The sequence below is a fragment of the Microcoleus sp. D3_18_C2 genome, assembly GCF_036702395.1.
Classification (GTDB): domain Bacteria; phylum Cyanobacteriota; class Cyanobacteriia; order Cyanobacteriales; family Microcoleaceae; genus Microcoleus.
In genome coordinates this window covers 1-14,038 of record NZ_JAUBTG010000018.1, presented here as the reverse complement: position 1 = coordinate 14,038, position 14,038 = coordinate 1, and the positions used below count along the sequence as shown (strand labels likewise).

Genomic DNA, 14,038 nt, shown 5'->3' with positions numbered 1-14,038 from the left:
AGAGAGCATCCACATTTCAATTGTACGATCGCAACCACCACTCTCGAAGAAAGAAGTGAGAGTGGGAGAGTGAACGAGTGAGGGAGTGAAAAAATCTGCCTTCTTCCCTCGAACCTCTTCCCTCTTCCTTCAGCACAAGAAAGCCTTTTAAACAAGTCCCTCAATTACCGGATGGAAGTAGAACGCCAGCGCCAAAACCGTATAAGCTGCCAAGAGCAAAGTACCTTCTAGCCAGTTAGAATTGCCATCAGAACTGATAGAATTGGCGATCAGCACCGACACCGCAACCGCTACAAGTTCAAACGGGTTGAAATTCAAGTCCATCGGTTGGCCCAAGACAAAACCTGCCAAAACCAACACCGGCGCAACAAACAAAGCAATTTGCAAACTCGAACCCACGGCCACAGAAACCGACAAATCCATTTTATTTTTCATCGCCACCGTCACCGCCGTCGTATGTTCGGCTGCATTGCCAATAATCGGCACTAAAATCACCCCGGTAAACAGTGATGTCAGCCCCAAACGCGCCGTCGCTTCTTCCAGAGTACCCACCAACAGTTCCGACTCGACAGCTACCATCAGGGTACAGGCCAACAGCACCCCAATCCACAGCGGCAGATTGACTTTGTGGTCAGGACCCTCTGGTGCTAAGTTATTTTCGGCTAAATCTTCCAGCATTTCTATTTCTGCCACCCCTGCATCGTACAGATAACTGTGGGTTTTCATCGAAAACAGCAGCGTCAGCACGTAGACGACAATCAGGACTATAGCAACAGCGCTAGAGAGGTTCTGCATAGTTTGCGGAGGGATGCCAATAGAGGTGGCATTAACTGCAGTTGGCACCAAAATGGCAATCACGGCTAAGTTCATCGCTGAAGCATTCAACCGGGCGACTGTCGGCTGAAATTCTTGTTCTTTGTAGCGCAAGCCGCCCAGCAGCATCGCCAATCCCATCACCAGCAGCAGGTTGCTCATAATTGAACCGGTGATGCTGGCTTTGACAACATCTATTAGTCCGGCGTTGAGGGCGACGATGCCGATAATCAGTTCCGTGGCATTTCCGAAGGTAGCGTTCAGCAAACCCCCCAAATTGGCACCGAGGACGACGGCGATTTCTTCGGTGGCCGTCCCCATCCACGCGGCTAGAGGGATGATGGCTAAAGCCGAGGTGATAAAGATGGTGGAGGATTCCCAGCCGAGAAAGTGTCCGGCGATGGAAACTGGGATAAATAACAGCAGGCTGGAAATAATTGTATTTGTGTTTAGCATTTAGATTCTCAAAAGCTGCCAACCGTCAATCATAGCCTGTGACCAAATGAAAAAAAGGGTGAGGGTGAGGGATTTGGGTGTTCGCTTAAAGCTGGGGGTGGGCGATCCTCTTCTGCAAGCTTCGCTAACGGGCGATCGCTGCATTGCGGCTTTCACGGATGTGACAAACTAAGAGAGCGATTTGTTTAGCCGATCGGTTCAATGGATTTTTGTATTCTACCCGATCGATCGCATCAGCTTCCGCATTGTCTTGAGAGCAAAGTTGACTATTTCTGGGCGATCGTTTTTTCAGATGTTCGTAAGCGTGATATAATCTTTAAATATTGCCATTCTGCAAGTATAGCTATACATAATACTTAGGACTGCTTCAGCCATGCCTCTACAAGAAGAGATTGAAAGAACAAGGCAAGAAATTCGGACAGATAGCTACTCAATGTCTATTGGCGAGTGGATCAGTCTTTATGAGAGTAAGGAAATCGATATTCACCCAGAATTTCAAAGGCTTTTTCGTTGGTCGGATTTTCAAAAATCCAGGTTTATAGAATCAATTCTTTTAGGTATACCGATCCCACCAATTTTTGTCAGTCAAAGAGATGATGGGATTTGGGATGTGATCGATGGTTTGCAGAGACTCTCAACCATATATGAATTTGTAGGTATTTTGAAACCAGACAATCAAGAGCAAGATACATTTTCTGCTATCGCCTTACAAGAAACAACTTACTTACCTTCGTTAAAAGGTAAAAAATGGAACGATCCTGACGATAAAGATAACTCTTTAACTCAGGCGCAGCGTTTATTGATAAAAAGAACCAAAATATCCGTCAATATTGTTGCAAAAGAAAGTGATGAAATGATTAAATATGAGCTTTTTCAGCGGCTGAATACAGGAGGATCGATTGCTACACCGCAAGAAGTAAGAAATTGCATTCTTTTAATGTTGAATAAAGATTTATATAATTTAATGCGTTCACTTGCGAATCGCCATTCATTTAAAAGCTGCATTGCTTTGAGCGATAGACTTTATGAAGAACAGTATGATATGGAATTAGTATTGCGTTTTATTCTTTTCTTCGATATAGATTATGCAAGTCTTCTAACGCTGGGCGGTGATGTTAGCGAGTTTCTAACGGCTAGAATGTATGAAATGGCTATTAAAAAAGATTTGGACAGCACCCACATAGAGACAGCGTTTGATGTGGCATTCAGTATGCTTAATGAAGCTATGGGAGAGGACAGCTTCAAGCGATATAAATCGGAGAATGATAAATTCCTGGGAGGCTTTCTCTTATCGGCATATGAGGTAATAGCATTAGGAATTGGATACAACTATCAAAATCCGGTTCCAACAGACCAATTACCTAATCGTATAAAAAGTATTTGGTCACATCCAACTTATAAACAATGGTCGGGAGCTGGAGTGAATGCAGCAAGACGCTTACCGTATCTTATTCCGCTTGGTAGAGAGGTCTTTTCCCCTTCATGAGCATCCAAACACCGGAACAATTAATCGATAGATTGGCAACGGATCTTGCTTGGCGAAAGAAGGAACTGTCAGAAATGAAATCTTTGATAGAAGCGAAAAATGTTTCTGACCAAAGACATAAAGTATTAGTTCGGAGTGGAGTATGTATTCTCTATTCCCATTGGGAAGGTTTTGTCAAGTTAGCAGCAAACTCTTATCTAGAATATGTTATCTCACAAAAGCTTACGTATCAAAAGCTTTCTAGTAATTTTTTAGCTTTGGCTATGAAAGAAAAACTTAAAAAGGCAAAAGAGACACATAAGCCATCATTGTATATACCTGTTTGTGAATTTTTTCTTTCCGAATTAAATCAGAGATCTATCCTACCTAAACCTAAAGATGCAATATCTACTGGATCGAATTTAAACTCTGAGGTTTTAAAAGAAATAACTTATACTCTAGGAATTGACTTTTCAATATACTCTACTAAATCGCCATTAATTGATACCCAGCTTTTAAAGACAAGGAACGAAATTGCCCACGGTGAGGATTCGGTGTTTGATAGGGATGAATATCTAGAGCTACACAGAGAAATTATAGGAATGCTCGATATATTTCGTACCGATATAGAAAATGCTGCTATTCAGAAAAAATTTAGGCGGGATTCACCTTAGATAATGACAACAGGAGCCAATAATTATCAGCCCTATCAAAAAAACTAGATTTTTTCAAAAAACAAATCGATATGAAAGCGGCAAAGTGGCGAGCATCTCATTAAAATTATGATATTGGAACTGGCAATTCTTGATTTTAAACCTAATATGACGGGAGCAACATAACATATGAGTGATATCGGTCTCACACACATCGCACTGCCCGTTTCTGATGTCGATCGCACTATCGAATTCTACTCCAAGTATGCTGGAATGCAGGTCGTTCACCGCCGCATCGATGCAGAAACTGGTGTTGCTGTGGTCTGGCTCTCCGATCGCACTCGCCCTTTTGTAATTGTGCTAATTCAAACAGACTCCGTACATCCCGTTCTGTCTCCCTTTGCACACCTCGGAGTAGGTTGCAAAAGCCGCGAATATATGGACGAACTCTGCGACAAAGCACGTCAAGAAGGCGTATTGCTTGAAGAACCAAAAGATTCTGGATATCCGATCGGCTACTGGGCTTTTTTGCGAGACCCGGACGGTCAATCGATTTTAGATTTTAGATTTTAGATTTTAGATTTACTTGCGCGAGATAAATGCGGGGGCAATAAGTGATTTTCGATTTTCGATTTGGGATTGATTTGCGCGAGATAAATCACGTGGCGGGTACCACATGAAGAAATTCGCTTGTCACACGCTGGAACTATCCTACGGGCAAGAAATCGGATTTACAGTGGAGGATGCTACTTAAAGTTATAATAAACAAATCGCCCTGCAAACCCGATCGTTTCTCATCTGGAAATAGACTGGAGAATCAAATGACTGCAGCAATCATCGCACCACCCAGAAAAGAATCGCCCCTTCTGTTTGAGGGACTCACTTGGAGAGAGTTCAAAGCAGTTGAGCAATTGTTAGACCGTCCAGGATATCGACTTTCTTTCCTGGATGGAATTCTGGAGATTAAACTAATGCCTGGAGAACCCCACGAAACCGTTAAAGCAAGAATTGGTGCATTGGTGGAACTGTACCTGCTGATGGCGGGGTTTGACTTTACTCCAACTGGTTCAATGACTCTGGAAAGTGAAACGGGAAAAGTCAAGCGAGAGGCGGATGAATCTTATAAACTTGCTCCTGGTCGCAGGCTACCCGATTTGGCGATCGAGGTCGTGTTTTCCAGTGGTGGCATCAACCAACTGGAGGCATACAAGCGGCTGAAGATAAAGGAAGTGTGGTTCTGGGAAGATGGATTGTTAGAGGTTTATCACCTGCGGGGAGAGGGCAATACACTTCATTATGAAAAGGTTTCCAGTAGTGAGGAGGTGAAAGGGATCGATTTGGATTTGTTGTTGCGCTGCATCAATATGGTGAATCATGTTGATGCAGTTAAGACTTTTCAACAGGCACTCCAAAAATAGCTGGGATTAAGAGACTTCTCCAAAAAAGCAGGTTTTGAACAGGCAGGATGCCTGTTCCACGATAATAATTATGGGAGATGTCTAATAGATCATCGCGCACCCTTTAACCACCTCTGTTTGCATCTCAATATCCGCAACAAGCAATGGAAAATACCAAATGACACAAGTTGTAATTGTCGGAGCGGGGCCAACTGGTGCGGCACTTGCCTTACTGCTGGTGAAACGAGGTATTGCTGTTACCTTGGTTGAGGCGGCAAAAGATTCCTACCGAGTGTTTCGCGGTGAAGGCTTAATGCCCAGCGGATTGGATGCGATCGCCCAAATGGGCTTATCCACAATCCTAGAAGGTGTTCCACACCGACAAATTGATGCCTGGGAGTTCATTGTGGGCGATCGGCAACTATTTCGAGTTGATGAGCCAATGGGGTCAAATCGACCTTGTACACTGGTATCGCAACCGCCTTTGTTAGAAACACTAATTTCAGAAGCTCAGTTGCATCCAGAGTTTGAATTTATCCCAGGTGTTCCCGTAAAAGATTTACTGTACAAAAACGATCGCATTGCGGGTGTAAAGCTAGGAGATGGGCGAGAAATTCCTGCAGCACTTGTGATTGGTACAGATGGTAGAAACTCGGTTGTACGACAGCGTGCAGAATTAGAGTTAGTAAAACAGCAGAATAGTATAGATGTTCTGTGGTTTAAACTTGCCGCTCATCCTCGGTTTGTGGCGGATAATGTATTTTATTCTATCCTGAATGGCGGTAGCGGATTCAGTGTCTTTCATGGGGCAGAATCAGGAAAACTTCATCTGGCTTGGGTGTTATCGGCAGATGACAAAACGGATCGGAAACACACAGACTGGGCAGAAACTTTCGCATCGCGATCGCCTGCGTGGATGGCAGAACATTTCCGCAACTGTGCCGATACGATCGAATCTCCGATGCGATTATCTGTTGTGGTTGGTCGCTGTCCGCGCTGGCATCGACCAGGAATCATACTTTTGGGGGATGCGGCACATCCCATGTCTCCGGTTCGCGCTCAAGGAATTAACATGGCTTTGCGCGATGTAATTGTTGCGGCCAATCACCTTGTACCTTTATTGAAAGCAGGGGCTAATTCTGAGGATATTGACTTAGCATTATCGCGGATTCAGGCAGAACGCGAACCCGAAATTATTCGCGCCCAACAACTTCAAGCACAAGAAGCGTGGAAAGGCGAACAACTACGAAAAAATGGATTATTGCGTTTATTGATGATGCAAGCTGCTCCGTTTTTGGGTGAAAAAATTAAACAATTTTGGGTAAAAGGACAGTATGAATTGCGTCAAGGAGTAACAGAGGTAAAATTGGTTGTGTAAAATGAGGAAATTGGAACCTGACTTACCCGTCCAAACCCAAGAAACCGGGTTTTTACCTTTTCTGCGATGTCTAATATCAATTCCGGTTGTATCGGAATGATTAAACCACAGAGGGCACAGAGGACACAGAGAAAGAGAAGAGTGAGATAATAATTCCGATGTTAACGGATTTGATATAACCGAGTATTTTTGCGAAAAATCCGGTTTCTGACTACCCGTGCGTCTAGGACTATAAAACTTAGGAGAAGTTTTTATGCGATCGACAAATATCAAAGGACCGATCGGCACTATTCACATCATCGAAGCCAGCCCCCCTGTCACCGCTGGGGAATCCGAGGCGCTGCCGGTGGTGTTCGTGCACGGTATGACGGTTTCTGCGAGCATCTGGGAGGCGCAGCTTGCCCGTGTCGCCCGTACCCGACGGGCGATCGCCCTTGATATGCGGGGACACGGTGATTCTGCACCGCCGGAGGACGGCAACTATGCGCCCGCCTCCTGTGCAGCGGATGTTTTGGCGGTACTGGATGGGCTGGGACTCGATCGAGTGGCGATCGTCGGGCACAGTTTCGGTGCTTGTATTGCCCTCGCCACAGCAGCAGCCGCACCGCACCGCATCGCGCAGTTGATTCTGGCAGACCCACCTGGAGACTTTACCAAGGTGCCTGCAGATGTGCACGAGGAACGCATCGTTCCCTACCAGAGGGCTCTGGAGACGGAGGATTGGCGGGCTGCTGTGGAAACCAGCTTCAATGAGGCGCTGACAGGAAGCAGGGCCGATACGCGCGATCGGATTCTCGCTTGCTTGGCGGCGACTCCACAGGATTGTCTGTCTGGAATGTCTCGCGGGATGTTTGCCTTTGAAGCAGTTAATGCTCTCGATCGCTACCTAGCAGCCCCTGGAACACGGGCCCACGCGATTATTGCTCCCTCAAACACTTTTCCCTTCAGCCTCCACATCCTCCGTCCCACACTGACGACAACTACGATCCCCGATACTGGACACTGGCTGATGCTGGATGCGCCAGAGGCCTTTGCTAGGGAACTTGATATTTGTTTGGAAGGTGTTTAATATAGATTTCGACAAAATCTGTTAGTCTTACCACAATTCATCGAGAGTTAAGTTGTGGGGGTTTTTGAGGATGAAGGCGTTGTTGTCTTTGATTAAGTCACCGCTACAGAGAATCGGTAAGCGTTCTTGATAAGCTTTAATCGCCAAGATATAATCTTTGTCTGCGAGAGAAGTTTGAATTTTCCGCAATTTGTCAGCAATGACCCCTATTAAGGTTATTTCGCCGCTTAATTGGTCTGTGTTGGGGGTGTGAATTTGCATAACAATTCCCTGAATAGTCATGTTGGGAATGCTGGTAAGCAGTTCGCTTAAAATTTCAATTTTTGGGCGATTTTCTGCGTTTTCTAGCGTTTGGATTGCCTCCCGGATGCGGGCTGCATAATCTCCCAGGTTTTCCCGGTTAGGCAGCAATATTTCAAAGTCTTCTGCATCGGCTGTTGGTTTGTGCCAAAGTGTGGCATTATCTAAGAAAGGTTGGTCTTCATGCCAGCCGTGAGTTTGTAAGTAATTTCTCAGTTGATTTAGCTCGATTGTTTCGAGAGTTTGGCTATCTTGTACGGTGACTTTCATGGTTGAACTCCTTGGCTAATTCCCTCCATAATTGACTGAAGGGCGGCGACTGTAAATTGGTTGGTTCTAGGGATGGTAACGGTGACAGCGTTTGTGTTTTGTGTTTTTGGCTTTCCCCGCAGCGAGATCCAATATCCGCAGTTTCTGATGCAGAGTTCTGTTTCCGACTGGGTTAACCAGTCTTCGGGTGTTTCTGGGATTAAAACGACAACTAAAATTCGGGGAATGGCGAAGTCATCCATTCTTAAATCGTCGTAGTTTTTGAGTTTGAGGGGGTAGCGGATGGAGCGATCGTCTTGGATGTCTCTTGATGTAGATTTTAACTGCAATTCTAAGCGAGGCGCTCTAATGGGGCCTATCCCGCCTTTCGCAGCTACTCCCCAGTCTACGCTGTCATCGTCTACGAAGGGTTTGTAGAGGGAATAGCCGGCAACGGTGGTGACAGCTTGCAGGTAGATGTTGCTGAATTGTTCTTTTTGTTGGTTAATGTCCACTTTTTACGTAGCGATTATTCTTGTTAACCTGTTTGGTTTTAGCTCGTAGATAAAATTACATCAGGTTGGTTATGGTTTCCTTGATTTGTATCGGTTGGTTGGTGACAATGGAGTAGAGAACATCGGGGTCTAAATCAGCTCCATTTTCCCAGTAAATTGTCCCCCATTCTGGATTTAGTTTGACTTGGTTAAAGTAAGTCAAGTCTTGCAGGGGGGCGAAGATTCCGGTAAATTCGATTAATTGGCTAATGTCAACTACTCCCTCTTGGTTATCTTCAAATTTGATGTGAAGTTGATAATTTTTTAATGGTTGAACTGAGCTAATATCTTTGAGCATTGTTTATTCCAAAGGTGCAATAGGTTCTAATGGTGTTTGAAGTCTGGCAAGTTGCCAATTTTGCATGAGCTCTGTTTGATGAAGGGCAGCCCACTCTACCACTAATCCTAAGATGCGAGGGGAAAGTTTGCCTTCTAGGATTGAGAGGGTTTCGATATCAATGATGGTTTTTTGTTGATTGTAGCGGGCATGAAATTGCGGGGGCGGGTGGTCGTTATAGTACGTCGTGATGATGATGCCTAAAAATCTGCTGAGTTCTGGCATTAGATTGTCTCCTATACAATTATTTCGGCGTCTTTTACCCGAATTTCGTAAGACTAAATCCGCTCAATATATTCTTTAATATTGCTTAAAACGTGCGTTTTGGTTCCAATTCTACTAAAAAATCTACCTCGCGATCTGCTGTTGCTTCACCCCTGGCAACCGAACCTAAAACGCGCACATTTAACGCGGCTGGGTGAGTCGCAATTCTCAGGATATCGGAGGGCTTGGACTTCAGCAATTCCTCAATTCCCCTAACTCCACCCCGGTAGATTTTCCAGAATCATCGCCTCTAACTTGGCACTCTCGGCAAATTGCCTCTCCAACTTCGCCGTCAAATGCAGCCTCTTCTCGTCCAAACCCTCCTCATCCTCCAATGCCTCCGCCTCCGCCCCCACATACCTCTCAGGGGTTAAAATATAACAGTTACCGTTTTGCTTTTTTGTTGCCTTTTGACTCCGCACAATTGTTACAACTCTTCTGGAAAGTACATTTGCAGGAAATCTGCCCCGCCCTAACCCAACTGGCCTAACTTCTCCAGAACTTAGGTAAAAAGCACCTAAAGTATGATGCGAAACTCTGGCTAAACTATTATTCTATAAATCGATCGGGCATTAAACCGATATCCACAATCGCCAAGATTTATCGCCAAATTTTAAATTTTTCCGGCGAAAACTTGCTATTTAATGAATAAGACTTTAAGATCCAGCAATGTAAATCAAAATCTCAATGAGCAGCCCTGCAAGCACGAACCCGAAATGGGTCGCAAGTGCCAAAAAGCAGCAAAAGCTACCTTTTTTAACTCTTTCAACAGCAAAGCATTGGCAAACAAACCAGGGATCGACGGTTGGCATCTTGGAACGAATGCTTTGCTAGCAATACTACAAATGTATCAAAACTTATCTGCCAAAATTTAGCCCGAACAGATGCCTAGCTGTAACTCTTGCTGCGTAAGGTTTCAGTTTCTAAATAGGCTGGTTTTATTGTCTTTAACTACTTGAGGATTCGATCGCATGGTTTCGATTTCTACTACTCAATCCGATGTGCTACCTTTGTCTTCGTCAACCGTAACGGCTGCAACCCAAAGCAGTGCGGCGACTGCAACTGGGGTGTGCGTGACGGTTCACGGTCACTTTTACCAGCCACCCCGGGAAAACCCTTACCTGGACGCGATCGAACGCCAAGCCAGCGCCTCTCCAGCCCACGACTGGAACGAACGCATTGACATCGAGTGCTACCGCCCGAACGCCTTTGCCCGCATACTCAACGATCGGGGCGAAGTCGCGGGGATCGTCAACAACTACGAGTATATGAGCTTCAACATCGGGCCGACCCTGATGAGCTGGCTGGAACGCTACGACCCGGAAGTCTACCAGCGGATTCTGGAAGCCGATCGCAAAAGCTGTCAGCGACTCAACGGTCACGGCAACGCGATCGCCCAAGTCTACAATCACATCATCATGCCCCTCGCTAACGAGCGAGACAAATACACCCAAATTCGCTGGGGGATCGCAGATTTTCGCTCCCGGTTCGATCGCGATCCCGAAGGAATGTGGCTCGCCGAAACCGCCGTAGACTACGCCACCCTCGAAGTTTTAGTCGCTGAAGGCATCCGCTTCATTGTCTTAGCCCCCTCCCAAGCCGAACGCTGCCGCCCGCTAATCGGGCAAAACCAAGAAGGGGAACCAGCGGAAAATTCCGAATGGCACGAAGTCGGCGGGGGTCAAATCGATCCGACTCGCCCGTACCGCTGCTATTTGAAACCGGAAATGCGGTTGATGGCTGACCACCAACTCTCGCCGCTGAGCACTCACTATTTTGGGCGCGGGCACTCCCAAAATTCTGCAGCCCCAACTACCAACACTCCCTACATCGATATCTTTTTCTACGATGGCCCGATCTCGCGGGATATGGGCTTCAATGACGTTCTCAGCAGCAGCCACCACTTGGCCGGGCGCTTGGGTCAAGCAGTGCGGGGAGACCACAGACCGGCTCAATTAATCTGCGTGGCGACGGACGGCGAAACTTTCGGCCACCACAAAAACAGTACGGAAAAATGCCTCGCCTACGCCTTCACAGAAGAGTTTCCCCGCCGCGGTTGGACGGTGACGAATTTTGCTCATTATTTAAGTCAAAATCCGAGCGCTTGGGAAGTTGAACTCAAACCTGTGACGGCCTGGAGTTGCTCTCACGGGGTCGATCGCTGGCAAGATGATTGCGGCTGCGGTGGTGGCGGCGGATGGCACCTCAAATGGCGCCGCCCTCTGCGGGATACTCTCAATTGGCTGCGCGATCGACTGATTCCGATTTACGAAGAAGCAGGGCGCAAGCTGTTGTGCGATCCCTGGAAAGCCAGAGATGAATATATTGAGGTGATCCGGGATCGATCCCCCAGTAATGTTGACAGTTTCCTCCAACGCCATCAAGTGCGCCCCCTCGATGCCGGAGAACAGGTGGACGCCCTGCGACTGCTGGAAATGCAGCGCCACACCCTGTTAATGTTCACTAGCTGCGGCTGGTTTTTTGAAGAAATCTCGCGGCCAGAAGGCGTGCAAATTCTGCGCTACGCGGCCCGGGCGCTCGAATTGGCGGGGGAAGTTACCGGGGTGCAGCTAGAAAAGGATTTTGTCGATCGACTAGCCCTCGTACCCAGCAACGTTGAGTATTTCCAAACAGGGGCCGAAGTTTACCGCAAACTCGTGGTAACAGCCCAAATTAGTCTCAAACAGGTGGCCGCCCACTACGCGATCAGTTCTCTGTTTGCCAAATATCCCCGCGAACAGCGAGTTTACTGCTATCAGGCCCAGCAGGAAGATTTCCAAATTCAGCGCATGGGCTCGATGACTCTGGCTGTGGGTCAATTGCAGTTAACCTCGGAAATTACGCGGGAAACAGAGGTTTTTGTGTTTGCTGCGTTGCACCTCGGCGGCTGGGACTTCCACTGCTGCATTCAGCCTTTTGGCAGCCGCCGATCGTACACTATGCTCAAAGAGCGGCTGTTTGGAGTTATGCAAGAAGCTTCGGCAGCCCACGCGATTCTGGAAATGGTGCGGCTGTTTGGGGATCAGTCCTTTAGCTTGCGGGATTTATTCGCTGAGGAACGCCACCGGATCGTGCAGTTGCTGAGTCAGGAAAATTTGACTCGGTTGGATCAGCTTTACACTCAGGTTTACCGCGAAAATTACGGGGTGATGATGGCGTTCCACCGCGACGAGTTGCCGGTGCCGGTAGAGTTGCAGGTGGCTGCTGAGGTGGCTTTGGGACATCGCTGTTTGACGGCGGCCAAGGCCCTGGAATTGGAAACCGAGGATGTGGAACCGCTGCTGGCCGAAATTGAGGCGATCGCCACTGAAGCCGGCCATCTCCGCTGTCGGTTGAACGTTCCCGAAGTCAAGGAAATTTTGGAAAAGATGGTTTGGCGATCGCTAGACAGGCTGCTGCAAGCAGGATCGGGTGTGGAAGATCGCTCGCCTGTCCAGTTGGAAGCTGAGATCCGCACGATCGAGCGTTTGATTGCTGTGGGCGATCGGCTGAGTCTGGGTTTGTGCTTGGACAAATCGCAGGAACTGTATTTCGATTCTCTGTACAGTCAAATTGTGCCTCTGTGTTTGGGCTGGCTGCAACGGCAAGAGGCCTCGGCGGGCGAAAATGCGGTGGCTGCTGTTGCCTTGGAGATTGCGGGTTCAGGCGGCGGCTGGGAGTTGTCTTCGATCCGGCAGTTGCTGGAGTTGGGTCAAACCTTGGCTGTTGATGTTGAGTGTTGGTTAAATCAGTTAAGTTAATCGTTTCGTGATTAGCCTGCATCAATTCCCGCCCTTGAGAATCCGCCCGATCAAGCTTTAAAGGCCTATCGGGCCTACGGGTTCCACCGAGAATATATCTGTGTTGTGGCTTCCCGGGATCGCGGCGGGCGATCAAAGCACCGACAGATAACCGCCAAGTTTGTTTAAGTTTTCGCTCTACTTGTGGGAAGATAAAAAGACTGTCGCCAAAGCGTACAGGTGTTCTGCACTTGCACGCTTTGTATAGTTGGGAAGAAAGAACACTAAGTTTAAATTTATGAAAGTTGGCGATCGCGTTTGCATTAAAAACTCTGTTGTTGTCTACCACCACCCTGAAAATCGCAGTCAACCATTTGATATTAAGGGTATGGAAGGAGAAGTCGTGGCGATCGTTCACGAATGGCACGGCAGACCGGTCAGTGCTAATTGGCCGGTTCTAGTACAATTTGACAAAAAATTTCGAGCTCACTTCAAAGAGGATGAGGTCGAATTGATATCTTCGGAAGTCTAGCTGTCTCAAAAGTTGAAGCAGCCCAAAGACAAAATCAAATCCCGTCAGTCGATTTTAGATTTTAGATTTTAGATTTACTCCACAGATGAATCTGGAAGCTTGAACTAATATCTAAAATTTTGTGATCGTCGCGACTCCTGTCGGAAAGCAATTATCCGTTTTTGGGCGGGGGTCATTCGATTTTAGATTTTAGATTTTAGATTTTGGATTGACTTGCGCGAGATAAATTCGGGGGACGCAAGGATTTTAGATTTGAGATGCTTTCGATTGACTTGCGCGAGATAAATCACGTGGCGGGTACCACATGAAGAAATTCTTGGTCATATAACAGTTGTAGAGTTTGTAGTGAGGAGTTCAGTTTTTTCTGTGGCTTTTAGTCGATCGACGGGACTAAAGTCCTTACTACAAACCATTTTTTGTTTTCACTCCTTAATTTTTCGACCGTCTGCGGCTGAACCAACCTAAAATATTCCAATCTCCCTGCATTTTCTGCAATTCCTGCTGATGCTGCTTGGCTGTAGCGTAATACCACTGGCAGTGAAGTTCTAGTTCTTGACGGTACTTAATTTCGTCGTAAAACTCGCGGACAATTTGGTGTCTCTGAAAAATTTCGGCCGCGGGAGTCGGTTCTGGGGCAATGTTTTGCAACTCGTGGGGCAGCATGATTGTTTGGGGGCGACTGTGGCTAATATTGGCTGTAATGACTTTAAGCTAACACACTCAATCGATTTTAGATTTTAGATTTTAGATTTTAGATTTTAGGTTTTAGATTTTAGATTTTAGATTTTAGATTTTAGATTTTAGATTTTAGGTTTTAGATTTTAGATTTTAGATTTTAGATTTTAGATTTTA

General features: G+C 46.6%; 18 protein-coding genes. 10 read left to right on the top strand and 8 right to left on the bottom strand.

What is annotated here, in order from left to right; genetic code table 11:
- Positions 1-147: 147 nt before the first annotated feature.
- Positions 148-1,269, bottom strand: a complete 1,122-nt coding sequence (cax, locus tag QUA88_RS13485; RefSeq protein ID WP_333057539.1) for a calcium/proton exchanger — start codon at positions 1,267-1,269, stop codon at positions 148-150.
- A gap of 46 nt (positions 1,270-1,315) precedes the next feature.
- Here cax and QUA88_RS13480 point away from each other — a divergent pair, with 46 nt between their 5' ends.
- The 7 genes from QUA88_RS13480 (at position 1,316) to QUA88_RS13450 (ending at position 7,231) form a co-directional block, all read left to right on the top strand.
- Positions 1,316-1,441, top strand: a complete 126-nt coding sequence (locus tag QUA88_RS13480; protein ID WP_333233918.1) for a hypothetical protein — start codon at positions 1,316-1,318, stop codon at positions 1,439-1,441.
- A 201-nt stretch (positions 1,442-1,642) separates the two neighbouring features.
- Positions 1,643-2,755 carry a DUF262 domain-containing protein gene (locus tag QUA88_RS13475; protein ID WP_333057537.1) on the top strand — a complete coding sequence of 371 codons (1,113 nt, stop codon included), beginning with the start codon at positions 1,643-1,645 and terminating at the stop codon, positions 2,753-2,755.
- Entirely contained in the window at positions 2,752-3,408 is a 657-nt protein-coding gene (locus QUA88_RS13470; RefSeq protein WP_333057535.1) for an MAE_28990/MAE_18760 family HEPN-like nuclease, read from the top strand. Before QUA88_RS13475 ends, QUA88_RS13470 begins: the two co-directional genes overlap by 4 nt.
- A 168-nt stretch (positions 3,409-3,576) precedes the next feature.
- Positions 3,577-3,960 (top strand): VOC family protein, encoded by a 384-nt coding sequence (locus tag QUA88_RS13465; protein WP_333272118.1) that lies wholly within the window; start codon positions 3,577-3,579, stop codon positions 3,958-3,960.
- 248 nt (positions 3,961-4,208) lie between these two features.
- Positions 4,209-4,805 (top strand): Uma2 family endonuclease, encoded by a 597-nt coding sequence (locus tag QUA88_RS13460; protein ID WP_333272115.1) that lies wholly within the window; start codon positions 4,209-4,211, stop codon positions 4,803-4,805.
- Between the two features lie 157 nt (positions 4,806-4,962).
- A complete protein-coding gene (locus QUA88_RS13455; protein ID WP_333262340.1) occupies positions 4,963-6,162 on the top strand; it encodes an FAD-dependent monooxygenase in 1,200 nt (399 codons plus the stop codon).
- Positions 6,163-6,415: 253 nt separating this feature from the next.
- Complete coding sequence (locus tag QUA88_RS13450) at positions 6,416-7,231, top strand: alpha/beta hydrolase (protein WP_333233921.1); 816 nt, start codon at positions 6,416-6,418, stop codon at positions 7,229-7,231.
- A gap of 27 nt (positions 7,232-7,258) precedes the next feature.
- Here QUA88_RS13450 and QUA88_RS13445 read toward each other — a convergent pair whose 3' ends face one another.
- From QUA88_RS13445 to QUA88_RS13420, 6 genes are all read right to left on the bottom strand, one after another.
- Positions 7,259-7,801, bottom strand: a complete 543-nt coding sequence (locus QUA88_RS13445; RefSeq protein ID WP_333272111.1) for a hypothetical protein — start codon at positions 7,799-7,801, stop codon at positions 7,259-7,261.
- Positions 7,798-8,295, bottom strand: coding sequence for a DUF4365 domain-containing protein (locus QUA88_RS13440; protein WP_333211306.1), 498 nt, complete (start codon positions 8,293-8,295; stop codon positions 7,798-7,800). Before QUA88_RS13440 ends, QUA88_RS13445 begins: the two co-directional genes overlap by 4 nt.
- Positions 8,296-8,350: 55 nt before the next feature.
- Entirely contained in the window at positions 8,351-8,632 is a 282-nt protein-coding gene (locus QUA88_RS13435; protein ID WP_333211308.1) for a DUF2442 domain-containing protein, read from the bottom strand.
- Positions 8,633-8,635: 3 nt separating this feature from the next.
- Entirely contained in the window at positions 8,636-8,896 is a 261-nt protein-coding gene (locus tag QUA88_RS13430) for a DUF4160 domain-containing protein (protein WP_333211310.1), read from the bottom strand.
- Between the two features lie 85 nt (positions 8,897-8,981).
- Positions 8,982-9,134: a nucleotidyltransferase domain-containing protein gene (locus QUA88_RS13425; protein ID WP_333211311.1), complete on the bottom strand. Its 153-nt coding sequence runs from the start codon at positions 9,132-9,134 to the stop codon at positions 8,982-8,984.
- Positions 9,135-9,147: 13 nt separating this feature from the next.
- Entirely contained in the window at positions 9,148-9,357 is a 210-nt protein-coding gene (locus QUA88_RS13420; RefSeq protein WP_333211313.1) for a hypothetical protein, read from the bottom strand.
- 222 nt (positions 9,358-9,579) lie between these two features.
- Between QUA88_RS13420 and QUA88_RS13415 the strand changes: the two genes are divergently transcribed.
- The 3 genes from QUA88_RS13415 to QUA88_RS13405 all read left to right on the top strand — a co-directional run bounded on the left by QUA88_RS13415 (position 9,580) and on the right by QUA88_RS13405 (position 13,186).
- The gene (locus QUA88_RS13415; RefSeq protein ID WP_333057522.1) at positions 9,580-9,810 is read left to right on the top strand and encodes a hypothetical protein; all 231 of its coding nucleotides are present in this window, start codon (positions 9,580-9,582) and stop codon (positions 9,808-9,810) included.
- Between the two features lie 96 nt (positions 9,811-9,906).
- Complete coding sequence (locus QUA88_RS13410) at positions 9,907-12,675, top strand: DUF3536 domain-containing protein (RefSeq protein WP_333272106.1); 2,769 nt, start codon at positions 9,907-9,909, stop codon at positions 12,673-12,675.
- Positions 12,676-12,952: 277 nt separating this feature from the next.
- A complete protein-coding gene (locus QUA88_RS13405) occupies positions 12,953-13,186 on the top strand; it encodes a ferredoxin-thioredoxin reductase variable chain (protein WP_333057518.1) in 234 nt (77 codons plus the stop codon).
- Between the two features lie 429 nt (positions 13,187-13,615).
- On the opposite strand, the gene QUA88_RS13400 is transcribed toward QUA88_RS13405, so the two are convergent.
- On the bottom strand, positions 13,616-13,849 hold the full coding sequence (locus QUA88_RS13400) for a hypothetical protein (protein ID WP_333035767.1): 234 nt from the start codon (positions 13,847-13,849) through the stop codon (positions 13,616-13,618).
- Positions 13,850-14,038: the final 189 nt, after the last annotated feature.